Origin of the sequence: Bacillus nitratireducens (genome assembly GCF_001884135.1) — a bacterium.
GTDB lineage: Bacteria > Bacillota > Bacilli > Bacillales > Bacillaceae_G > Bacillus_A > Bacillus_A nitratireducens.
On sequence record NZ_MAOC01000087.1, the window covers coordinates 28,160 to 52,444 of the forward strand.

A 24,285-nucleotide genomic window follows, 5' to 3' on the forward strand; every position below is an offset into this window, starting at 1 on the left:
AACTACAGGTACGATTATATATGGAAAGGAGACTATTTATGAAATATAAATGGTTATATATAGGTCTCATTTTTTCAATTATGATGGCACTTGTTCCAGTTTCAACATTTGCTTATACGAATACACCACATAACTGGGGGATCCCACGCCCTAAAAATGAAACGGTGCCAGATGCAGGGAAATTATATACAGAATTACTACAAAAAAATGGTGGATTTTACTTAGGTGATACGAAGAAAAAAGACATTTATTTAACATTCGATAATGGATACGAGAATGGATATACAGGAAAGATTTTAGATGTACTGAAGGAGAAAAAAGTACCCGCAACTTTCTTTGTGACGGGGCACTATATAAAAACACAAAAAGATTTATTATTAAGAATGAAAAATGAAGGACATATTATTGGTAATCATTCTTGGAGTCACCCTGATTTTACAGCAGTAAACGATGCAAAACTTCGTGAAGAATTAACAAGTGTAACGGAAGAAATTAAAAAAGTGACAGGACAAAAAGAAGTGAAATATGTACGTCCTCCGCGAGGCGTGTTTAGTGAGCGAACGCTAGCTCTTACGAAAGAAATGGGATACTATAATGTGTTTTGGTCGCTTGCATTTCTTGATTGGAAAGTAGATCAGCAAAGAGGTTGGCAATACGCTCATAATAATGTAATGACTATGATTCATCCAGGATCTGTTTTGTTACTTCATGCGATATCAAAAGATAATGCGGAAGCACTTGCGAAAATCATTGATGATTTGCGCGATAAAGGGTATCATTTTAAAAGCCTAGATGATTTAGTAAACAGCAATCAACCGTAAGCATGTATGCTTGCGGTTTTCTCATGCTATAATGATGTGTAAAAAGGATGGGGAAACGTATGTGGAGCGAACATGTTACGTTAGAATATCCGTACCATTTTGAGGAAGTGCTGAAGCGTTTATCTTTCGACCCGTTAAACGTCATTCAATTAGACGAGAAAGTAATTTATATCCCGCTTTTTATAGACGAAGAACAGATTGTTGTTCGTTTGCAAGGGATTGGTACTGTTCAAAATCCACAATTTTGGATCTCTAGTCAGGCAGGAGATCAAGAAAAAGTAATGAAACGAATGAAATCTATTTTTCACTGGAATGAACCGTTTCAAAATATACAAAATCATTTTTTAAACACATCATTACGTCCACTATTTGAAACATATGCTTATACTCCAATTATTTTAGAATTCGATTATTTCGCTTGTCTTCTTCGCTGTATTATTCATCAACAAATAAATTTGAAATTTGCTACTGTGCTAACAGATCAATTTGTAAAAAGATATGGGACAGAGAAGAACGGCGTTTTCTTTTTCCCAACACCAGAAAGAGTAGCGAACATTTCAATAGAAGAATTGAGAGAGCAGAAGTTTAGTCAGCGAAAAGCCGAATATATAGTAGGATTAGCAAAGCATATCGTAGGCGGAAAATTAGATTTAGCAAGGATAGAAAATGAAACAGAAGAAGAAGTATCGGCACAATTGTTACCAATAAGGGGTATTGGAGCATGGACAGTGCAAAACTTTTTAATGTTTGGGCTTGGACGAAAAAATATGTTTCCAAAAGCAGACATTGGAATTCAGCGCGCAGTGCAAGGTGTATTTCAATTAGATGATAAACCTGATGATGCATTTTTAGAAAAAGTGAAACAAGAGTGTGAACCATACTGCAGTTATGCAGCGTTATATTTATGGAAAAGTATAGAGTAGAGGTGTAATAATGATACAAAAGCAACATGAGAGTAAGTTGGAAGTTGGTCAAACGTTCCCTGTGACAATTAAACGTCTTGGGATTAACGGAGAAGGCGTTGGTTATTTTAAGAGACAAGTTGTTTTCATTCCCGGGGCATTACCAGGAGAAGAAGTTGTTGCTGAAGCAACGAAAATTCAGCGTGGCTTCGCTGAAGCGAAAGTGAAAAAAGTTCGTAAATCATCACCACATCGTGTGAAAGCACCATGTTCAGTATATGAGGAGTGTGGTGGCTGTCAGTTACAACATTTAGATTATAAAGAACAATTAAATCAAAAGCGTGATATCGTTGTACAAGCATTCGAGAAGTACATGAATAACAGTCTAGAAGAGAAAATTCGTCCAACGCTTGGCATGGAAAATCCATGGCATTATCGTAATAAAAGTCAATTACAAGTGGGACGTAAAGATGAAAAGGTTATTACAGGGCTATATAAACAAAACTCACATCAGTTAATTGATATTTCTCATTGTATGATTCAACATAAGGCAACGAATGAAGCGACAAAAGTTGTAAGACGTATATTAGAAAAGTTAAATGTTTCTATTTACAATGAGAAAAAACAAAAAGGTTTAGTACGTACAATTGTGACACGTACTGCAGTTCAAACAGGTGAAGTACAAGTCACACTTATTACAACAAAAGAAGAATTGCCAAATAAAGAACAATTTATTGCAGAAGTACAAAAACAGATGCCAGCGGTTAAATCAATTATGCAAAACGTAAACTGGCGTAAAACATCTGTTATTTTTGGTGACAAAACGTTTAAATTAGCTGGAAAAGAAGTAATTCAAGAAACACTTGGTGATTTATCATTTGAATTATCAGCACGTGCATTCTTCCAATTGAATCCAGAGCAAACGGTTGTTTTATACGATGAAGCGAAAAAAGCAGCTGCTTTAACAGGAAATGAGAAAATTGTAGATGCGTATTGTGGTGTTGGTACAATTGGTCTTTGGCTTGCGAATGATGCAGCAGAAGTACGTGGTATGGATGTAATTCCAGAAGCGATTGAAGATGCAAAGAAAAATGCAAAACGCCACGGATTTACAAACACAAAATATGAAGCAGGTAAAGCAGAACAATGGTTACCAAAGTGGGTAAAAGAAGGATGGCGTCCAGATGTAATTGTTGTCGATCCACCGCGTACAGGTTGCGATGATAAATTACTGGAAACGATTTTAAAAGTGAAACCGAAACAAGTTGTTTACGTGTCTTGTAACCCGTCATCGCTAGCACGTGATGTAAATGCATTAATGCAGAGTTATGAAGTGGAATATGTACAACCAGTTGATATGTTCCCACATACAGCTCATGTAGAAAATGTAGTGAAGCTTGTTAGAAAGTAAAGTTTATTAATATTCCCTCATGGTATGAGGGAATATTTTCTATGAAGGAGAATAAAATGAACAATTATAAATTAACGATTCAGTACGATGGTGCACGTTTTAAAGGATGGCAACGTCTCGGTAATAACGATAATACGATTCAAGGAAAAATCGAAAGTGTCATATCTGAAATGGTCGGAAAAGAAATTGAGATTATCGGTTGTAGTAGAACAGACGCTGGGGTACATGCTTTGAATCAAGTTGCTAACTTTCAAAGTGATGAGAAGTTAGTGGAACATAAAGTGAAAAAATATTTAAATCAATATTTACCCAATGATATTAGCATTACGAATGTAGAAGAAGTACAAGATCGCTTCCATGCTCGTTACAATTCTAAAGCAAAAACATATCTTTATAAAATTTGGAATGAAGAGCATACAAATCCATTTATGCGTAAATACAGCATGCACGTGAATAAAAAATTAAATGTGAAAAGCATGAAAGAAGCTGCGAAACATTTAGTTGGTTCACATGACTTTACTGCTTTTTCAAATGCGAAATCAAAGAAAAAGTCTATGGTTCGAGAAGTATATACACTTGAAGTGATGGAAGAGGCTGGATTTGTACAAATTAGAGTAAGTGGTAACGGATTCCTTCATAACATGGTACGAAAAATTGTTGGGGCATTAATTGAAGTTGGATTAGGACAACTAGATGCTGAAGCAATTCCAAACATTTTAGAGGGAAAACAGCGCAATCAAATTAATTGCCTTGCTGAGGCGAGTGGTTTGTATTTGGAGAATGTTGAGTTTTAATAATAAGTAAAAAAATCGAGCTGATAAGGCTCGATTTTTTTGCACTCTGAAATTAAGAAGATTTCTCTTTCTTCATACGTAGCTTCAAATTCCAAAAAGCAGCAAGCATAACAGCCGCAAAGGAGCCGCTAATTGTTCCTAAGAGCTTTGCATAAGGAAAGCTGCTCATATCAGCATTAATGAATAACATCATACATAGAACGGCAGGAAGAAGGTATAAGTATTGTAATAACTTTAATTTTTTATCATTACTCATATATATCGCCCCTTTCTAGCGTGTTATATGTTTATTATAACAAAGTTTTCCATTTCTTTACACTTAGTAGTATGTTCATTTTATATGTGCAAATGCAGTTTTTTTATTCGATATTGTAAGTTTTGTCTACTCAATCCTAAAAACTTTGCCGCTTGTGAGATATTACCATGATTCTCTTTAAGGATTTGATTGATGTAGTTCTTTTCCATTTCTTCTATTGTGCGCTTTAAAGTTTTAGGTGTATCAGCATCCTGACTAGTTAGGGAAGGTTTTATATGGAATTCTTTTTTTATTCGTTCGCGAAAGCGAGTGGGAAGATGAAACGCTGTAATGATATTTTCATCTTCTATTAAATTCATTGAACCTTCTATTATATGTTCCAATTCTCGTACATTTCCGGGCCAATCGTGTACATAAAAGAATTCTCTTACATGTACATCTACATCGGTTACGCCGAGCCCGAATTGAATATTGTACTTTTCAATAAAGTGCTGAACAAGAGCTGAAATATCTTCTTTTCTTTCACGTAAAGGTGGAAGACATAAAGTAACGACGCTTAATCGGTAATATAAGTCTTCTCTTAAGCGATTGTGCGTAATAGCTTCAAGAGGATCTTCATTAATAGTTGCTATAATACGAACATCAATTTCTTTTTCTTGTGTGCCCCCGATTCTTCGTATTGTTTTTTCCTGTATAGCTCGTAATAACTTCGCTTGAAGTGATGGACTTAATGAGTTGATCTCATCTAATAACAAAGTTCCTCCGTTTGCTTCTTCAAATAAACCAGCTTTATCGATAGCTCCTGTAAATGCACCTCGGTTCGTCCCAAATAATAAGCTTTCCATGAGTGTATCAGGTATAGCGGCACAGTTTTGCGAAATAAATGGTTTTGTTGAACGCTGACTTTCATTATGGATACTTTGTGCAAATAGTTCTTTACCGGTCCCTGTTTCTCCTATGAGAAGTATGGATGAGGAGGTACGAATTACCCGCTTTGCTTCTGTAATGACCGATTGAATAGCACTAGAATCACCGATTATGTGATCAAAGGTAAACTTGTTATTTTGTTTTCGAGAAGGACTCATTCTTATCGGTTGTTTTAAGTGACTAATCTCTTTTGAAATTTCAATAGCGCCTTTAATTTTTCCATTTTCTATTATAGGGAAAGTATCGTTAATCGTCGTAATTTCTTGCCCTTTATTGTTAAAATACGTTTGTTTTATATTTTTTTTGGTTTTTCCAAATTTTAATGCCTCTATAAGAGTACTATTTTTATTTTCTTCAAATGCAAATACCTCTAAAGGACTTTTATATAGCACATCTAAGCGGTCCATTGATTCAATTTCCATCATTTTGCGGTTATAGATAATCGTTTTACTTTCCTCATTAATAATATGAATCCCGATATCGAGTTCATTGAGTAAAGCTTCATATAGCGCATTCATTTCAGTAATTTGTTTAAAATTAATTTCTTCTGTATGCATGTATTATCTTCTCCTCGTTTTACCCTATGAAGACTGACTTTTTATAATTTTATTAAAATTCTCATAAAATCGCAAAATTTTTTTGCTATTTTCTTTTAAAACTTTTCAAACGATAGAAAAATTTTGCGGTTATGTAGATTTTTTTGTGCGAAATCTTAATTTTTATATAGATATTGAGGTTGGTACGTATCTTGCATAAATAATAATTGAAATCTTTAAATTGAAGGAGTGGGTGAATTAGAACTTTTCATAGGGTATGCGACATTTCAGTGCAAATTAATTAAGAGGAGGAATTTATTAAGTGAAGACGGTTATAGAAGGCGTGTATAGTCCTTGTTACGGAAAAGTAGAGAAATTATTTGTTACTGAAAGTTCTTACGTATATGAGTGGGAAAAATTAGCGTTAATTGAAACGATAGATAAGCAGAAAGTAGAAATTAAGGTAGGAATCAGTGGTTATATCGAATCTTTAGAAGTGGTAGAAGGACAAGCTATCGCTGATCAAAAACTATTAATAACAGTAAGGGATGATCTATTAATAACAGGTAGTGATTAATAGAAGTAATATGTATTTTGCACTTTTTAATAATTATTTTTACTATGAAGAATTTTAAAAACGCTTACATTAAATGGGTTTGCAAAGTGAAAAGGGGGGAGTTATATGATGGATCAAAACCAAGGATTAAAAAGAGAATTGAAAAGTCGGCACATATTTATGATTGCACTCGGAGGTGTTATTGGTACTGGGCTTTTTTTAGGATCCAGTTATACAATTCATGAAGCTGGACCTGGAGGAGCGATTGTAGCGTATCTTGTCGGTGGATTTGTTATGTATTTAACGATGCTCTGTCTTGGAGAATTAGCGGTTGCGATGCCTGATGCAGGATCGTATCAAACATATGCTACAAAACATATTTCACCTGCAGCGGGTTATGTAGTGGGATGGATGTCGTGGCTAAACTGGACGGCTACGATAGGCATTGAATTAATTGCAGTTAGTATATTAATGAAACGTTGGTTTCCAGATGTATCATCATGGATTTGGTGTGTAGTGTTTGCCGTATTGCTCTTTGTTATTAATGCGTTATCTTCAAGAAGTTTTGCGGAGGTTGAATTCTGGTTTGCAAGTATTAAAGTAATTACAATTATTGCATTTATCATTTTAGGCGGGGCAGCAATGTTTGGTTTTCTAGATATGAAAGGAAATGAACCAGCACCGATGTTTTCTAGCTTTACTGATTATGGTGGATTGTTCCCAAATGGATTATCAGCAATTTTAATTACGATGATTGCAGTTAATTTTTCCTTCCAAGGAACAGAACTAGTTGGTATTGCAGCTGGTGAGAGTGAAAATCCAGAGAAAACGATCCCGAAGGCAATTAATAATACAGTTTGGCGCATACTTGTTTTCTTTGTACTATCTATTTTTATTCTTGCGGGACTATTTCCTTGGCAGCAAGCAGGCGTGATAGAAAGTCCATTCGTAGTTGTATTTGATAAAATTGGTATTCCTTATGCGGCTGATATTATAAATTTCGTTATTATTACAGCGGTACTATCAGTTGCGAATTCAGGATTATATGCAACTTCTCGTATGCTATGGTCGATGTCTAATCAAGGAATGATTAGCCCGATTTTTAGTAAGTTATCTAAAAACGGTGTTCCTATTTATGCATTGATTGTAAGTACGATTGTAGGTTGTCTTTCATTACTATCAGGTATTTATGCGGAAGATACAGTTTATTTATGGCTTCTTTCAATTGCAGGGTTTGGAGCGATATTAGTTTGGGCATCGATCGCTCTATCTAATCTATTAGCTAGAAGGACATACGTGAAGCAGGGCGGGGATATTAAAGACTTGAAATTTAAAACGCCATTGTATCCATTCGTACCACTGCTTGCTTTAGTATTAAATTTAACAGTAATTGTAGCTATGGCTTTTATTCCAGAACAAAGAATGGCATTGTATTGTGGTATTCCATTTATGATAGTTTGTTTACTGTTTTATCGTGCGACAAAAAATAAGGAAAGCAAAATAGAACATGTTGAAAAAGTAAACACAACAGAAGCAGAAAGTTTATAAATACATTAGAAACTAATGCTAAAAAAAGAGACTGTAAAATTGTAAACAGTCTCTTTTTTTGTGACAATATAGCTGGAAACATACTACGTATGCAAAGGGGAATTAGCAATGAATCAAGAAGTTTCACAGCTATTAGAACAGATTGATTTACGAAAAGATGAATTACTAGAGCTTACAAAGACCTTAATTCGTTTTGAAACACCAGCACCGCCGGCGAGAAACACAAATGAGGCGCAAGAATTTATTGCAGATTTTCTAAGAAAACGAAATTTTAGTGTTGATAAATGGGATGTATATCCGAATGACCCGAACGTTGTTGGGGTGAAAAAAGGGACGGAAAGTGAGTTATATAAAAGTCTTATTATTAATGGCCATATGGATGTAGCTGAAGTATCAGTAGATGAGGCGTGGGAAACAAATCCGTTTGAGCCGTTTATAAAAGATGGTTGGTTAGTTGGGAGAGGCGCGGCAGATATGAAAGGTGGACTAGCTGGAGCCTTATTTGCAATTCAGCTTTTAGAAGAAGCGGGAATTGAATTGCCAGGTGACTTAATGTTTCAATCGGTAATTGGGGAAGAAGTTGGAGAGGCAGGTACACTTCAATGTTGTAAAAGAGGTTATGATGCTGATTTTGCAGTCGTAGTGGATACGAGTAATTTACATATGCAAGGGCAGGGCGGCGTAATTACTGGATGGATTACAGTGAAAAGCCCACAAACGTTTCATGATGCAACACGTAGACAGATGATTCATGCTGGAGGACGTTTATTTGGAGCGAGTGCTATTGAGAAAATGATGAAAATTGTTCAAAGTTTACAGGAGTTAGAGCGTCATTGGGCAGTAATGAAAACGTATGAAGGATATCCATCAGGGACGACAACAATTAATCCTGCTGTCATTGAAGGAGGGCGTCATGCAGCATTTATTGCGGATGAGTGCCGGTTATGGATAACAGTACACTTTTATCCCAATGAAACGCATGAACAAATAATAGAAGAAATAGAAGAGTATTTAGGAAAAGTGGCAGCAGCAGATCCATGGTTAAGCGAGAACCCACTACAATTTAAGTGGGGCGGAGAGTCAATGATTGTTGATCGAGGTGAAATTTTCCCTTCATTAGAAGTAGATAGCGAACACGTTGCTGTAAAAACTCTTAGTTCAGTACATGAATCTATTCTATCTAAAAATGCAATTTTAGATATGTCTGCAACGGTAACTGATGGTGGTTGGTTTAGTGAGTTTCACATTCCAGCGATTATTTATGGACCAGGTACACTAGAAGAAGCGCATTCTGTAAATGAGAAAGTTGAAGTTAAACAGTTAATTGAATTTACAAAAGTGATAACGGCGTTCATATATGAATGGTGTCATAGGAAAAAATAGATTGGTATATTGGAATCGTACGGGTATGTATACTTGTACGATTTTTTAGTGCACTACTTCAGAGTTGAACATAAACAACAACTGAAATAGTTTTTTGCTTTTCTATGTTTTGCGTCTTATTTCAATCAATTTCTCTTTCGCTAATTCAACGGCAATTGCATCATCTAAATAGCCAATTGGAAAGAGGTAATCAGGGATAATATCTGTCGATAAAATGAAATAAAGTAATGCGCCTCCCAGTACTGCACGTTCTTCTTTTGAAATAGTTTCATTGCAAAATTGTTGATACATATCTGTTAATTGTTCAATGAAAGGACCAGCACTATCAATTTGTTCTAACTTGCTTGCGAAACTTTCATGAATACGCTTTTCACCTTCTGTTGTTTGAGCATAGCGCTCATAATTTTCAAGTTCTTGTTTTACGCGAGTTGTTGTGTAATCGAAATCGAATAAGTTTGAGGATTGTAAAGTTTGCTGAATTGTATCAAGAGATGTGTACATATCCGTCTTTTCTTTATTTATGTGCGGAGAATTAGGATACATTTCATCAAATAACAATTGAGGTGGAACTTGAAGGCATTCTGCAAATTTTTGTAGATGTTTTTGTTTTGGCGGTTGTTTGCCATTCATAATTCTTGAGATTGTTGCGGGATCAATATTTGTAAGCATTCCTAGTTGGCGCATTGATAAGGCACGTTCTTTTAAAAGTTTTTTTATTAATGTACTAAGCCGCTCATTTGAATTTTCTTTAGGCATAGTGAAGGCACTCCTTTTTTATTGTTGAAAAAATGTTGAGCATTTATTACAAGTATATGAAATAGACAGGCACAGTTGCTCAACATTTTCATAATATGCATGGAAAAGTGAGAAAAAGGGGTGAATGTTGATGAGTACGGCAAGTTTATTTTCAATTCTTTTAATTGGAATTGCGTCCAATTTAGATAATGCAGGTGTTGGGATTGCGTATGGCATTCGTAAAATTCGAATTTCGTGGTTTAACAATTTTATCATCGCATTTTTTGGATTTTTATTTACTTTATTAGCTGGATTTTTTGGGAATTGGATCGCACTATTTATTTCGGAGTTTACAGCAAACCTTATTGGGGCAATTGTTTTAGGGATAATCGGAGTGTTTATTTTATGTCAGCCTTTCTTGAGTAAAAAAGAAACCATAGAATCTAAAGATGGTAGTGTACTTATGGGGATTTTACGTAATCCAGAAAAAGCAGATTTTGATGGATCTAAAACAATTAGTTTTTCTGAAGCTATCATTTTAGGGGTGGCATTATCTATTAATAATATTGCAGGTGGCTTTGATGCTGGAGTAACAAATTTAAACCTATGGCTTACGGCATGTATTTCGGGAGTGTTTAGTTTTATTTGTATTAGTGGCTTTGCGTATGTAGGAAAACGATTTTTAGCTGAACACTTAGGGAAATGGGCTACAGTTATTGCAGGCGTGTTATTAATTCTTATAGGGATAGATCAGTTATTGTAAAAATACAATGTTCGAGCATTTCCTCGGAAATACTCGAATGAATCGCATATATCGACATCGGATATTTTCTTCTTTAAATATAAAGTAGCTATCATATAAAAGTACATTATGTATAAATATTTGTTAATAAACATTAAAAGCACCTACATAGGTGCTTTCTTAACGTATATCTTCAATTAATTGTTCCGATTCTTCATGCATACTGTACTCACTTAATACTTGGATACAAAGCCACTTTAATTCTTCGATAGTATGCTCAAGTTCTTCAGGAAGGACATGATGAATATCTTCAAGTCCCATTCCGAAATGAATAAGCTCTAGTACTTGATCATCGATGTTCCGATCCATTAATAATTCAAGCACTTCTAAATTGAATATGTATCGGTGAGCTTCATCGAGTGAAACAACTTTTAACTTCAAGCTTTCTACAATACTCAATATAAAAAGAAGAATTGTTTTTTCAAGAACAGGTTGTTTTTCCATTTGAAATATCAGTTTCATCTTTTACACCTCCACATATAGCGTTAGGTTGTACTATATTATTCAGGAGGGGGGAGCAAATATGCATAATAAGGCGAAACTTTCATTATTGTTTTTGTTTTGTTATTAATGATTGGTGAAACTAAATTTTTCGTGAAATAAAAAATCCTGCTAGTATAGCAGGATAACTTCCGAAATTAAAATATACTCCAGCCTTCTTGGGCAGAAAGTAATTCAAGAATTTTAAAACCAGCGATACTATTTCCGTTTGCATCTAAAGCGGGTCCGAAAATGCCGATTCCCATTTCGCCTTTTACGCAGCCGAAAATACCGCCTGCTACACCACTTTTTGCAGGGATTCCAACGCGAATTGCAAATTCACCAGATTCATTATACATCCCGCAAGTAACCATAAATGTTTTACAAATTTTTGTAATATGTTTAGGGATAATTTGTTTTTTCTTGTATGGATCGTAGCCATCCATTGCAAAAATTAAACCAATACGTGCTAAATCGATACAGTTTACTTCAACTGCACATTGACGAGTGTATAAATCCATAAGTTCTTCAATGTCACAATCGATAATGCCGTTTTGTTTCATATAGTAACAAAGTGAACGGTTTAAGTAAGCAGTCTCTAATTCTGAATTGGCAACTTTAGAAGAATAGTTAATTGTAGGATTATCTGTTATTTCACGTACAAAATGAAGAATACGCTCCATTTTTTCTTCGTTATTTTTTCCTGCTAACATGCTTGTAATAGCTAGTGCACCTGCATTAATCATTGGATTAAGAGGTTTGGAAGGACTTGTTGTTTCTAACTTAATAATAGAATTAAAAGGGTCACCAGTTGGCTCCATTCCAACTTTAGAAAATACATATTCTTCACCACGATCTAAAAGTGCAATTGCAAGTGTAATTACTTTGGAAATACTTTGAAGAGTAAATAGTGTTTGTGAGTTGCCAGCATGGATATATTCTGTTTCTTTATGGAAAATGGCAATCCCTAAATCATCTGGATTTGCATTTCCTAGTTCGGGGATATAAGTAGCAAGCTTTCCTTTTTTCGTATATGGTTTTACTTGTTCTAACAACTGTTGTAAGTTGTTTGTTTCAATGCACTGCATAGTACCAACGCTCCTATTTCGAATTAACTAAGTTTACTTTTCCCGATATGCTCGGAAATAAATAATAACATGAAAAAGTGGAATGATAAAACGAAAGTTACATGTTATATCGTGGGTCTTTCGTTTTAAGTATTTTGTATTAAAAAAGGAGAATTTTCCTTTTATATAACAGTTTGGAAATAGGAGATTTATCCATAAAAAATTCAAAAATAAAAACTACACATCTATACAACTATATGTTATTATGGTTATGTAAATAGAAAGCGTTTTCTAAGGCGTACTTATAATGATAACGATTTCATAAATTTGATAGGGGGAATTAAAATGTTGCAGTTTCTACAACGTATTGGTAAAGCGTTAATGCTTCCAATCGCCGTACTACCAGCAGCAGGATTATTGCTTCGTTTAGGACAAGAAGACGTATTTAACATTCCTGTTATGGCACAGGCCGGTGCAGCAATTTTTGATAATTTAGCACTTATTTTTGCAATTGGTGTTGCAATCGGTTTGTCTATTGATGGTAGTGGAGCAGCAGGACTTGCTGGGGCAATCGGATATCTTGTTTTACAAAATACAACGAACGCTCTAAGTAAGGCATATTCAGCAGCAGAGCTGAATGATAAATTAAAAAGTGTTCAGGATTTAGTTGGTTCAGCAGATCCAACTAAATTAGCAGATACAATGACAAAAGTTTCAAAAGCAGCGGCGTTAACGCCAAAAATAAATATGGCCATACTCGGTGGTATTATTGCTGGGGTTGTTGCTGGGTTACTATATAACAAATTCCATAAGATTAAATTACCAGAATGGTTAGGTTTCTTTGCAGGAAAACGTTTTGTACCAATCATTACTTCTATTGTAATGCTTCTTTTAGGATTAGTATTCGGTCAAATTTGGCCAACGATTCAAAGTGGTATTGATTCAGTAGCACACGGCATCGTGAACTTAGGTTCAGTTGGTGCTGGTTTATTCGGATTATTAAACCGTTTATTAATTCCAATCGGTTTACACCACGTAATGAACACATACTTCTGGTTTGTACTTGGTGACTTTACAAACGCAGCTGGTGATATCGTTCATGGTGATATTGCACGCTTCTTTGCAAAAGATCCATCAGCAGGTATGTTTATGACTGGCTTCTTCCCAATCATGATGTTCGGTTTACCAGCAGCGTGTTTCGCAATGATTGCGGCTGCTAAACCAGAGAAGCGTAAAATGGTTACAGGTATGTTAGGTGGTCTAGCATTAACTTCATTCTTAACTGGTATTACAGAGCCAATTGAATTCTCATTCATGTTCTTATCACCAGTATTATATGGTATTCATGCTGTACTAACAGGTCTGTCTCTATTCATTACAACAACACTTGGCATTCACGATGGTTTCTCATTTAGTGCCGGGGCAATCGATTACTTCTTAAACTTCGGTATTGCAACAAAACCATTGTTACTAGCAGGAATCGGTTTAATTTACGCAGCAATTTACTTTGTAGTATTCTACTTCTTAATTAAGAAGTTCGACTTAAAAACTCCTGGTCGTGAAGATGAAGAGGAACTAGCTGAAGGTGAAGAAGCTCCAGTTGCAGGTTCAATTGGTGAAACTTACGTAGCAGCTTTAGGTGGAAAAGAAAACTTAACAGTTATTGATAACTGTGCAACACGTCTACGCTTACAAGTGAAAGATGCAGGTTTGGTAAATGAACCAGCATTAAAACGAGCAGGTGCAAAAGGCGTTATGAAATTAAGTAACACAAGTGTACAAGTTATCGTAGGTACAAACGTTGAGTCTGTTGCCGATGATATGAAAAAACACGTATAAATAGTTAGATAAGAGGATATCCAAAAAGATTGATAACAACAGTCTTTTCCAGGATATCCTCTTTTATTATGTTGAAATTTTAAAGGGAATCTTACTTTTGTAAATTTTCTTTTTCTTTTTTATACATATAGGTTGGTAATATGTTCAGCGCGTGATAAAGTAGGGATGACATAGAATGGAGTGTCTATAATCTACTGAAATGATTTGGAAAAAGTCTTGTGTAGATGAATTAAATTATCGGTAAATAAGGGGAAAAGGGTAATCATGGATCAGGAAAAAAATACTGTTAATGGGAAAGTACGTCGTCCGGTTGTATACATAAAAAGAACAATCATTCTCGTCCTACTATTTTCACTTGTATATTTCATGTATACAAAAATTGTTGCGCATAATAAAAAAGAGGAAACTTTAAAAGCAGCAGCAGAAATGAAGAAGCAAGAAGAGATAAAAAAGCAAGAAGAAATGAAAAGACAAGAAGCTGAAAAACAAAGAAAACAAAAAGAACAGGAAGAACAGATAAAGCAGGCGCAAGTTATAGAGAAACCTGCTGAAGGGCCGCCTCAAGAAATTAATGAAAACGCTCAATTGGATCAATATTTACAAAACGCAGGATTTAGTGGGACAGCTGTTATTGTGAAGAACGGAAAAGTTCTTTTGAATAAAGGATACGGTATGGCGAACAAAGAGAAGCAAGTACCGAATAATTCAGAAACGACCTTTTATATTGGCTCTATTTCAAAGGCATTTGTAGCGACTGCTATTATGCAATTAAAAGATCAAAATAAATTACAAGTAGAGGATACGATTGCAAAGTATATTCCAGATTTTCCTCAAGGTAATAGCATTCAACTAAAACATTTATTAACACATACATCAGGGATTCCGGAATATGAGCAGGGAACAGAGGATATTTCTCATGAGGAACTGATAAAGCGGATAGGCAATCAAAAGCGTATTGCAGGCCCAGGAGAGAAATGGAAGTATTCAGATTCGAACTACTCTATACTTGCCTACATTGCCGAGAAGGTAAGTGGACAACCATTAGAAGAATATATTAAACAACATATTTTTGCTACTGCTGGTATGAAGCATTCTGGTTTTGGTAAAGCGTTAGAACAAACAAGATTCCCATCAACGGGTTATAAAATAGTAAATAATAATATGACAACACCTAACATTCCGAGCATGTCACAATTATATGGTTGTGGTGATATATATACGAGCGCGCATGATTTATATTTATTTAATGAAGCGCTATTCTCTGGAAAATTAATATCAAAAGAGAGTTATAATCAAATGTTTACTGCCGTCAAAAAAGATTACGGATTTGGCTGGTATGTAGACCCAGGCAGTTATTCAAATCATGGTGTAATGCCAGGTTGGAATTGCTTAAATGGATTTAGTAAAAATGGCAGTGTATATGTTGTTTTATTATCTAACATTCAAAACAATATTAAATCATTTGGCAAAGTGAATAACGACATTTATACGATGTTACGAAATATTGAAGTGTAAAAGACTATCCCTTTTGGATAGTCTTTTTTGTATTGAGAAAATATATCCACGATTATTCATTAATGTAATACAAAAATAATGAATATGTTCTAGAAAATGTATGTCTTACCTATCACAAAAAAAACTGTTTTGTATACATTAAGATGTATGGATGTTATTTTTTATACTTTAAAAATAATAGGAGGAGAAGCGTATGTGTCTGTTCAGAAAATATTGGCATAAATTATCCAGACTGTTTAATAGACAATTAGGTTATTTTTTAGATGACAAGTTATTGCCTGCTGTGGAACGACTTTTATTTTCGCAAAACTTCGCAAGGTTTATTCAAAGAAATTCTAAGCAAGCTACGGAAGATTTTATAGAATCAAGTCAATTCCAATCTATTATTTGTAACATTTTAAAAGAATGTAATACATCACCATTTAAAGAAATTGCAAAGCAGTATTTAGGTAAAAACGTCGAAATTACTGTGACAGTTGGACAGTTAACGGGTGTTATTGTAGCAGTTGGTGACGATTTCTTAACGCTGCAAGAAGGAATAGGAACTGAAGTTTTATTACCATTTACAAGTATTATATCAATTAAAGAAGTGTAAGAAAGGAGACTTATATATGTTATTTACTGATGAATTGCGTAACCATGTTGGTGAGTTAGTGCAAGTTGTGACAGCTGTAGAAATTGTTGCAGGCATTCTTTTATCTGTGACGGATGGAGCAGTAAGTGTTCGTACTTCTCCTTCTTATGGACCACCGGAAGATGTACTTGTACGTATCCCTATTATTTCTTATGTTCGCTTGGAAGGGTAAGAGTGATGCAAGTATGAAAGTATCAGTTGTTATTCCAGTGCATAATGAAGCAAGTACTTTATCACAAGTCTTAGTAGAAGTGGAGAAGCTCGAGCCTTATGAAATTATCGTAGTAGATAATGGATCGACAGATGAGACAAAAGAGATAGCCTTCCAACATCATTGCCGCGTGATTTATTATAAACATTCTCTTGGCAATGATGTTGGAAGGGCAATTGGAGCTAGAAAAGCAAAAGGTGACATCGTATTATTTTTAGATGGTGATATTGTTATTGATAATGTAGAGCTACAACGTTTCGTGAAAGGAATCCAGCAGGGGCATCAAATTGTTGTGAATAATTTAACATGGTCTGTGTATTTAAAGGTGAGACCACATTATACGACAGTTGGAAAATGTATGTTGAATCGTTATTTGAATAAAAAAGAGCTTGTTGTCGGATCTTTAATCGCAATTCCACATGCGATGAGTAGAGAAATTATCGAGAGGTTTGGGTGGTGGAATTTAGCGGATCCAGCATTATTTCAAGCGATGGCGATGTCTAGAGGAGTAGATATTGTTGATATGGCTTCGGTCGATGTAATTCACACAAACAAAGTTCGTCCTGTGCATACTGGTACATCACCTGGTTCTCCTTATCCGAAAGCGACTAGTCGTATTATGGGTGATCATTTACGTGCTTTGCAATATGTAATCGAAACATATGGTAAACGTGGCGGTTTTTCGGAGGGAAATAGGGATAGAGAGTTTATAGGGAAGTATAAACCAGTTTTATTACAAAAGGAAAAGGCGAAATATAGTGCGATTATACCAGTGTCAGAAGAAAAAATGACTATCAGATCTGTTATACAAGAAGTGAAAAAAGCAGGTGTAGATGAAATTATAGTTGTTGCGAATGGAGCAGATGGTGAGACGATTAAACAAGCAAAGTTAGAGAATGTTATTGTAGTTGAATTCACGAAGGCGCTTGGCCATAATGTAGCACGAGCGATAGGGGCTATGCATGCTACGGCAGATATTTGTTTATTTGTTGATGGTGATTTTGCTATTCCGGCAAAAAAACTAATTCCATTTTTGCATGCTATTGAAGACGGGAATGATGTGGCGTTAAATGATTTGCAATGTTTGTTAGATATGTTTCACCCGGCAGATCCAATTAGTATGGGGAAATATTTTGTGAATTTGGTAGCAAAACGACCAGATTTATGGAACAACTCGTTAACGGCAGTACCACATGCTATGCGTAAAAAGGTAATAGAGAAAATTGGGTATGATTCTCTTATCATTCCACCATTAGCTCAAATGAAAGCTATTTTAGAAGAATGCTCCATTACAGCAGTGGAATTTGTAGATGTTATAAAAACAAATCGAGTACGCCCAGAGCAACATGGTTTTGTAAATGGACGTATCCCAGCATTTGACCGTATTTTTGGTGATCAGCTTGAGGCGATTGCGTATTTATTACAATATACGGACGAACGCGGAGGATTTACAGATGGAGAGCGGGATAGAGATATAATTCAACAATTGAGAAAGGAAGAAGAAAATATAGATGGATGCTAGTAGTAAAGTAACTATTATTGGATTAGGATATGTTGGCCTTCCTTTGGCTGTCCTTTTTGCAGAAAGAGGACATGCTGTACTTGGATTAGATAAAGATACTAGGAAGATAGAATTAATAACCAAAGGAGAAAGTTATATTCCTGATGTTTCTTCCAAGGTATTACAAAATTTATTGAACGAAAGAAAATTAATAGTAAATACACCAGATAAAGGTGTTACGGAGTTCCAAAATAGTGAGTATGTTATTGTGACTGTGCCAACGCCGATTAATGAGAATAAAGAACCCGATTTAAGTGCCCTCGTTTCATCCTCTTATTATATACAACTACACCTTCAAAAAGGACAAACCTTCATTTTTGAAAGCTCCACATATCCAGGTACACTGGAGGAAGTTATTATTCCTATTATTTCTCAAACAGGTAAAAAGGTAGGAGAAGATTATTATATTGGGTATTCTCCAGAGCGAATTGATCCAGCGAATAGCCAGTATTCAGTTGAAACAATTCCAAAAGTTATTAGTGGACAAACCGAGCAGTGTAAACAAAAAGTACAAGATTTATATAGCACTATATTTGATGTAGTCGTTCCAGTTAGCTCTCCGAAAGTAGCAGAGATGTGTAAGCTATTTGAAAATATTCAGCGCTTAGTTAATATTTCATTAGTAAATGAGTTAAATATACTTTGTGAAAGTTTGAATATTAATTTTTATGAGGTGCTTGAAGCTGCATCTACAAAACCGTTTGGATTTACTCCGTATTGGCCAGGACCAGGAATAGGGGGACATTGTATCCCGGTAGATCCTTTGTATTTTCAATGGAGAATAAGAAAGGCTGGAGCAATTAGTCAATTAATTGAGGCAGCACATGTAATTAATGAAGAAATGCCAGAGAAAATAATCGGGAAAGTGAAAGGTGTGGTGCAATCACCAGCAACGGTTTTAATTGTAGGGATTGCATATAAGAAAGATGTAAATGATTTGAGAGAATCACCAGCGTTGCCGATTATTCAATTATTAATAAAAGAAGGATACAAGATAGAATATCATGATCCGTATATTTCTACAGCGAAAATTGGGGATACACTATATCAATCCGTCTCATTAGATGAACAAAGAATTAAACAAGCGGATTGTATTTTAATTGTAACGGATCACTCTAATATCGATTGGAATCTATTTAAAGGAATTGAGCGATTAATAGATACACGTGGAATTATAAAGAAGGTGAGTGTATGAGTAAGAAATGTTTAATTACAGGTGGAGCAGGATTCATTGGGTCGCATCTAGCTGAAGAATTGGTGAAAAGAGGTTATGAAGTCACGATTGTGGATAACTTCTATAAAGGGAAAATTAAATATCATGATGAGTTAATGAAAGAAATTCGGGTTATTCCAATAAGTGTTTTAGATAAAAATTCTATTTATGAATTAGTAAATCAACATGATGTAGTATTTCATTTAGCGGCAATATTAGGTGTTAAAACGACAATGGAAAAAAGTGTAGAGCTTATTGAAACAAATTTTGATGGGACGAGAAACATTTTGCAAGCAGCGTTAAAAGGGAAGAAGAAAGTAGTATTTGCATCTACTTCTGAAGTATATGGAAAGGGAGAGCCGCCATTCTCTGAAGAAGGAGATCGTTTATACGGGGCAACTTCTAAAATACGCTGGAGTTATGCAGTTTGTAAAACGTTAGAAGAGACATTATGTTTAGGGTACGCATTAGAAGGTTTACCGGTAACGATTGTTCGTTATTTTAATATTTATGGCCCAAGAGCGAAAGACGGTCCGTATGCAGGAGTAATACCACGATTTATCCGTGCGGCTTTGCAGGGGGATGATATTCTCGTGTATGGAGATGGAAAGCAGACACGTTGCTTTACGTATGTAAGTGATGCGGTTGAGGCAACAATTCGTGCAATGGGTGAGAATGTAAATGGTGAAATTATTAATATAGGTTCTGAGAATGAAAAAAATATTAAAGAAGTAGCAGAAGTAATCAAAAAACTAACGGATTCTTCTTCGAAAATTGTACAGGTTCCTTTTGAAGAAGTATACCCACATGGTTTTGAGGAAATTCCAAATAGAAGACCAGACGTAACAAAATTAAGAGAACTTGTTCAATTTCAAGCGACAGTAACGTGGGAACAAGGATTGAAAGAAACTATTAAATGGTTTCGTGAAGAAAGCAATGGCTAAGTCATTATCGGTTATTATTCCCGTATGTAATGAAGTAGATACGATTTCAGACGTGATTCAATCGGTAAAACCGCTAAATCCAGTAGAGATTATTGTAGTAGCAAATGGTTGTAATGATGGCACAGAAGCGATTGCTGAGAGCCTAGGATGTACAGTAATCCAGTATAAAGAGTCACTTGGTAACGACGTTGGACGTGCAGTTGGTGCGAAACATGCGATAGGTGATGTATTACTGTTTGTAGATGGTGATTTTGCTATTCAAACTTCAAAACTACAACTATTCCTTAATCCGATTTTGCATGATCAGGCGGATATCGCTTTAAATAATTTGGACGCATTATTTTTAAAGAATCAAAAACCACATTCTATTACAGTATGGCGCCAAATATTAAATGCAATGTTAGAGCGCGAAGAATTAAAAATTGATTCTTTATTATCTGTACCTCATGCGTTGACGAAAGAAGTCGTTCAAAGTATTGGATATGAATGTTTTGTTAATCCTATTGTGGCTCATTTACGCTTAGCACAAAGTAAATGGAAAATTAGTCGTCATTGTGCAATTGACGTTATTACGCCGAATAAATTTCGTCCACTTGAGCATGCTGCGTATGGCACGGATCTTTCTCAATCTGAAAAACGAATGATAGGTGATCATATAGAAGCTGTAGCAGAGCGGATAGTAGGCAGCGATGAGCGCGGAGGATACTATGATGGAAATAGGAAAAGAGAGAGTGTTTATCATACTTTAAAATTTGAAGAATTTTATCAAGGATGGGGCGTTACATCTAACTTGTATAAAGGAGAGAAATTATCGGTAATTATTCCTGTACAAGATGAAGAGAAAACAATTGGGAACGTTATAGAAGAGCTTCGCAAAATTGAACCTTTTGAAATCATCGTTGTTGTAAATGGTTCGTCCGATAAAACGGCAACAATTGCAAAAGACAAGGGAGCAACAACAATTGTATATAAAGAAGCACTTGGAAACGATGTAGGGCGTTCGCTTGGAACTTATTTTGCAAAAGGAGAAATTGTGTTATTTATAGACGGCGATTTTGTTATTCCAGCTAGTGAGCTATATCCCTTTGCAAAAGCAATTGCAGATGGAACAGATGTCGCATTAAATGATTTAAATCATTATTTAGATTTGAGAGTACCACTGCATCTTGTAACTGCATTTAAATATGCATTAAATTTAGCTTGTGATCGAAAAGATTTGGGAGTAGGCTCTCTTATTGCTGTACCTAATGCGTTTAGCCGGATGTGTTTGAAATCAATTGGGTATAGATCGTTACTGTCACCTTGCGTAGCGCAAGTGAAAGCTATTCTTTCAGGATTCGAAATCGCATGTGTAAGTCGTGTTGAGGTCGATAAGATGAACCGTATTCGTCCCAGTGAACATTTTGCAAAAATAGGTCATCCTCCAGCTGTCCTTCGAATTATAGGTGATCATATAGAAGGATTCGAGCAATTAATTGTATTGGAAGGTAGTCGTGGTGGATTCGATGATGGGAATAGAAAAAGAGATGTTTTAGAGTAGTAACAAAAAAAGTGTACAACGTATGTACACTTTTTTGCTCTGTTATAAAAACTATAACAGATTAGGAGATAAGAGTATTACAGCTCTACAATGGGTATCGTTCTTATATTACAAAATAGGACTCGTATATAAGAATACCAAAAAAATACAATTAAAGAAAGGGTTAATTCTAAAGAGTTTTATATGAGGTTAACACTATGTATGTAGTAGTTTGCTCAACATTTCACAAACATGTCACAACTATTTCGTCCACTTTCGAAAAAAAGTAGTATTCTAAGTGTGTAAGCTGTTATATAAAAAATCTTAGTCCTGTACTAATCAAAAATGGAGGAGATTAGGATGACTCAAGTATTAGAAAATGTAAAAAACGCGTGGGAAAACTTTAAAGGTGAAAAATGGAAAGCAGAGATTGATGTTCGCGATTTCATTTTAAATAATGTAAACGTTTACGAGGGAGAGGACTCTTTCTTAGCGGAAGCAACTGAAGAAACGAAAAAACTTTGGGATCAAGTAATGGATTTAACAACAAAGGAACGTGAAAACGGTGGCGTTCTTGATATGGATACAAAAATTGTTTCTTCTATTACATCACATGAACCAGGATATTTAAATAAAGATATTGAAAAAGTGGTCGGTTTCCAAACTGATAAACCATTTAAACGTTCTTTACAACCGTATGGTGGTATTCGTATGGCGGAACAAGCTTGTGAAGCGTATGGATATGAAATGGATAAAGAACTTAGCAGTATTTTCAGAGACTGGCGTAAAACTCATAATCAAGGTGTATTTGATGCATACACACCAGAAATGAAAGCGGCTCGTAAGTCAGGTGTTATTACTGGTCTTCCAGATGCATATGGACGTGGACGTATTATCGGTGATTATCGCCGCGTAGCATTATATGGTATAGATCGTTTAATTGAAGCGAAAAAAGCTGATTTTAATTTAACTGGTGGTGTAATGAGCGAAGAGACAATGCGCTTACGCGAAGAATTATCTGAGCAAATGCGTGCACTTCAAGAGTTAAAACAGATGGCTGCTTCTCATGGATTCGATATTTCTAAGCCAGCTACAAATGCACAAGAGGCTTTCCAATGGTTATACTTTGCTTATCTTGCAGCAATTAAAGAGCAAAACGGGGCAGCAATGAGTCTTGGACGTACATCTACATTCCTAGATGTTTACATTGAAAGAGATTTAGCAAATGGTACTTTAACAGAAGAAGCAGCACAAGAAATTGTGGATCACTTCATTATGAAATTACGTCTTGTGAAATTCGCAAGAACACCTGATTATAATGAGCTATTCTCTGGTGATCCAACTTGGGTAACTGAATCTATCGGTGGTATGGCGTTAGACGGTCGTCCGTTAGTAACAAAAAACTCATTCCGTTTCTTGCATACATTAGATAATTTAGGACCAGCTCCAGAACCAAACTTAACAGTTCTTTGGTCTAAACAATTACCAGAGAACTTTAAAAACTACTGTGCGAAAATGTCTATTAAAACATCAGCAATTCAATATGAAAATGATGACATTATGCGTCCTGATTACGGCGATGACTACGGTATTGCTTGTTGTGTATCAGCAATGAGAATTGGTAAACAAATGCAGTTCTTCGGAGCGCGTGCAAACTTAGCGAAAGCATTACTATATGCGATTAACGGCGGTAAAGATGAAAAATCGAAAGCGCAAGTTGGTCCTGAGTATGCACCAATTGCTTCTGAAGTATTAGATTATGAAGAGGTTATGCATAAGTTTGATATGACAATGGAATGGTTAGCGGGTCTATATTTAAACACATTAAATGTTATCCACTACATGCACGATAAATATAGCTACGAACGTATTGAAATGGCGCTTCATGATACAAATGTTCTTCGTACAATGGCAACAGGTATCGCAGGATTGTCTGTAGTAGCGGACTCATTAAGTGCAATTAAATACGCAAAAGTAAAACCAATTCGTGATGAAAATGGTATTGCAGTTGACTTTGAAATTGAAGGAGATTTCCCTAAATACGGTAACAATGATGACCGTGTAGATGAGATCGCTGTAAATCTTGTGAAAGCATTTATGAATAAACTTCGTAAGCATAAAACATACAGAAATTCTGTTCATACAATGTCAATCTTAACAATTACATCTAACGTCGTATACGGTAAGAAAACTGGTAATACTCCAGATGGCCGTCGTACTGGAGAACCATTTGCACCGGGTGCAAACCCAATGCATGGACGTGATACAAAAGGTGCATTAGCGTCACTATTATCTGTAGCTAAATTACCATATGAAGATGCACAAGATGGTATTTCTAATACATTCTCTATCATTCCAAAAGCACTTGGTAAAGAAGATGATGTACAAGTACGCAACTTAGTATCTATGCTTGATGGATATGCAATAAAAGAAGGACATCACTTAAATATTAACGTATTTAATCGTGAAACATTAATGGATGCAATGGAGCATCCTGAAAAATATCCACAATTAACAATTCGTGTATCTGGTTACGCTGTTAACTTTATTAAATTAACTCGTGAACAACAAATTGATGTAATTAACCGTACAATGCATGAAAGCATGTAAGTGAAAAAAGTGTCCCTTCGC

22 protein-coding genes are annotated in these 24,285 nt (G+C 35.3%); 17 read left to right on the plus strand and 5 right to left on the minus strand.

Annotation, left to right across the window (positions count from 1 at the left end; genetic code table 11):
* The first annotated feature begins 38 nt into the window (after positions 1–38).
* Genes pdaA through truA form a run of 4 tightly spaced genes read left to right on the plus strand, consistent with a single transcriptional unit; the run spans position 39 to position 3,928 of the window.
* Positions 39–821, plus strand: a complete 783-nt coding sequence (pdaA, locus tag BAU23_RS24165) for a delta-lactam-biosynthetic de-N-acetylase (protein ID WP_000875963.1) — start codon at positions 39–41, stop codon at positions 819–821.
* A 59-nt stretch (positions 822–880) separates the two neighbouring features.
* Positions 881–1,744 (plus strand): DNA-3-methyladenine glycosylase family protein, encoded by an 864-nt coding sequence (locus BAU23_RS24170; RefSeq protein ID WP_000269429.1) that lies wholly within the window; start codon positions 881–883, stop codon positions 1,742–1,744.
* Between the two features lie 10 nt (positions 1,745–1,754).
* Entirely contained in the window at positions 1,755–3,134 is a 1,380-nt protein-coding gene (rlmD, locus tag BAU23_RS24175) for a 23S rRNA (uracil(1939)-C(5))-methyltransferase RlmD (RefSeq protein ID WP_000615190.1), read from the plus strand.
* Between the two features lie 56 nt (positions 3,135–3,190).
* Positions 3,191–3,928: a tRNA pseudouridine(38-40) synthase TruA gene (truA, locus tag BAU23_RS24180; RefSeq protein WP_016128283.1), complete on the plus strand. Its 738-nt coding sequence runs from the start codon at positions 3,191–3,193 to the stop codon at positions 3,926–3,928.
* 52 nt (positions 3,929–3,980) lie between these two features.
* On the opposite strand, the gene BAU23_RS24185 is transcribed toward truA, so the two are convergent.
* Together BAU23_RS24185 and BAU23_RS24190 are read right to left on the minus strand one after the other, a co-directional pair.
* Positions 3,981–4,184: a hypothetical protein gene (locus BAU23_RS24185; protein WP_000063867.1), complete on the minus strand. Its 204-nt coding sequence runs from the start codon at positions 4,182–4,184 to the stop codon at positions 3,981–3,983.
* 80 nt (positions 4,185–4,264) lie between these two features.
* Positions 4,265–5,668 carry a sigma-54 interaction domain-containing protein gene (locus tag BAU23_RS24190; RefSeq protein ID WP_071735285.1) on the minus strand — a complete coding sequence of 468 codons (1,404 nt, stop codon included), beginning with the start codon at positions 5,666–5,668 and terminating at the stop codon, positions 4,265–4,267.
* 301 nt (positions 5,669–5,969) lie between these two features.
* On the opposite strand from BAU23_RS24190, the gene BAU23_RS24195 reads away from it, so the two are divergent.
* From BAU23_RS24195 to BAU23_RS24205, 3 genes are all read left to right on the plus strand, one after another.
* Entirely contained in the window at positions 5,970–6,224 is a 255-nt protein-coding gene (locus BAU23_RS24195) for a biotin/lipoyl attachment domain-containing protein (RefSeq protein ID WP_000859494.1), read from the plus strand.
* Between the two features lie 105 nt (positions 6,225–6,329).
* Complete coding sequence (locus BAU23_RS24200) at positions 6,330–7,751, plus strand: amino acid permease (protein ID WP_000969263.1); 1,422 nt, start codon at positions 6,330–6,332, stop codon at positions 7,749–7,751.
* A gap of 108 nt (positions 7,752–7,859) precedes the next feature.
* Positions 7,860–9,134, plus strand: a complete 1,275-nt coding sequence (locus BAU23_RS24205) for an acetylornithine deacetylase (RefSeq protein ID WP_001071199.1) — start codon at positions 7,860–7,862, stop codon at positions 9,132–9,134.
* A gap of 102 nt (positions 9,135–9,236) precedes the next feature.
* On the opposite strand, the gene BAU23_RS24210 is transcribed toward BAU23_RS24205, so the two are convergent.
* Complete coding sequence (locus BAU23_RS24210) at positions 9,237–9,890, minus strand: helix-turn-helix domain-containing protein (RefSeq protein WP_001123729.1); 654 nt, start codon at positions 9,888–9,890, stop codon at positions 9,237–9,239.
* Between the two features lie 130 nt (positions 9,891–10,020).
* Here BAU23_RS24210 and ytaF point away from each other — a divergent pair, with 130 nt between their 5' ends.
* Positions 10,021–10,632, plus strand: coding sequence for a sporulation membrane protein YtaF (ytaF, locus tag BAU23_RS24215; protein WP_071735287.1), 612 nt, complete (start codon positions 10,021–10,023; stop codon positions 10,630–10,632).
* Positions 10,633–10,791: 159 nt separating this feature from the next.
* On the opposite strand, the gene BAU23_RS24220 is transcribed toward ytaF, so the two are convergent.
* The gene (locus tag BAU23_RS24220) at positions 10,792–11,133 is read right to left on the minus strand and encodes a DUF3969 family protein (protein ID WP_000766602.1); all 342 of its coding nucleotides are present in this window, start codon (positions 11,131–11,133) and stop codon (positions 10,792–10,794) included.
* Positions 11,134–11,309: 176 nt separating this feature from the next.
* Positions 11,310–12,239 carry a glutaminase A gene (glsA, locus tag BAU23_RS24225; protein WP_001149848.1) on the minus strand — a complete coding sequence of 310 codons (930 nt, stop codon included), beginning with the start codon at positions 12,237–12,239 and terminating at the stop codon, positions 11,310–11,312.
* Positions 12,240–12,563: 324 nt separating this feature from the next.
* Here glsA and nagE point away from each other — a divergent pair, with 324 nt between their 5' ends.
* From nagE to pflB, 9 genes are all read left to right on the plus strand, one after another.
* Positions 12,564–14,057 carry an N-acetylglucosamine-specific PTS transporter subunit IIBC gene (gene nagE, locus BAU23_RS24230; protein ID WP_000938875.1) on the plus strand — a complete coding sequence of 498 codons (1,494 nt, stop codon included), beginning with the start codon at positions 12,564–12,566 and terminating at the stop codon, positions 14,055–14,057.
* A gap of 264 nt (positions 14,058–14,321) precedes the next feature.
* The gene (locus BAU23_RS24235; RefSeq protein WP_071735288.1) at positions 14,322–15,572 is read left to right on the plus strand and encodes a serine hydrolase domain-containing protein; all 1,251 of its coding nucleotides are present in this window, start codon (positions 14,322–14,324) and stop codon (positions 15,570–15,572) included.
* A 193-nt stretch (positions 15,573–15,765) separates the two neighbouring features.
* Positions 15,766–16,167 (plus strand): LSm family protein, encoded by a 402-nt coding sequence (locus tag BAU23_RS24240; RefSeq protein ID WP_000335535.1) that lies wholly within the window; start codon positions 15,766–15,768, stop codon positions 16,165–16,167.
* Positions 16,168–16,183: 16 nt separating this feature from the next.
* Positions 16,184–16,378, plus strand: coding sequence for an LSm family protein (locus BAU23_RS24245; protein ID WP_000899472.1), 195 nt, complete (start codon positions 16,184–16,186; stop codon positions 16,376–16,378).
* Positions 16,329–17,939, plus strand: a complete 1,611-nt coding sequence (locus tag BAU23_RS24250) for a glycosyltransferase family 2 protein (RefSeq protein WP_116733318.1) — start codon at positions 16,329–16,331, stop codon at positions 17,937–17,939. Before BAU23_RS24245 ends, BAU23_RS24250 begins: the two co-directional genes overlap by 50 nt.
* Positions 17,929–19,173 carry a nucleotide sugar dehydrogenase gene (locus tag BAU23_RS24255; RefSeq protein WP_016128290.1) on the plus strand — a complete coding sequence of 415 codons (1,245 nt, stop codon included), beginning with the start codon at positions 17,929–17,931 and terminating at the stop codon, positions 19,171–19,173. Before BAU23_RS24250 ends, BAU23_RS24255 begins: the two co-directional genes overlap by 11 nt.
* Positions 19,170–20,135: an NAD-dependent epimerase/dehydratase family protein gene (locus BAU23_RS24260; protein WP_000037039.1), complete on the plus strand. Its 966-nt coding sequence runs from the start codon at positions 19,170–19,172 to the stop codon at positions 20,133–20,135. The genes BAU23_RS24255 and BAU23_RS24260 overlap by 4 nt, the downstream gene beginning before the upstream one ends.
* Complete coding sequence (locus BAU23_RS24265) at positions 20,128–21,675, plus strand: glycosyltransferase family 2 protein (RefSeq protein WP_001130019.1); 1,548 nt, start codon at positions 20,128–20,130, stop codon at positions 21,673–21,675. Before BAU23_RS24260 ends, BAU23_RS24265 begins: the two co-directional genes overlap by 8 nt.
* Before the next feature lie 339 nt (positions 21,676–22,014).
* Positions 22,015–24,264 carry a formate C-acetyltransferase gene (gene pflB, locus BAU23_RS24270; RefSeq protein ID WP_000195494.1) on the plus strand — a complete coding sequence of 750 codons (2,250 nt, stop codon included), beginning with the start codon at positions 22,015–22,017 and terminating at the stop codon, positions 24,262–24,264.
* The last annotated feature ends 21 nt before the right edge of the window (positions 24,265–24,285 follow it).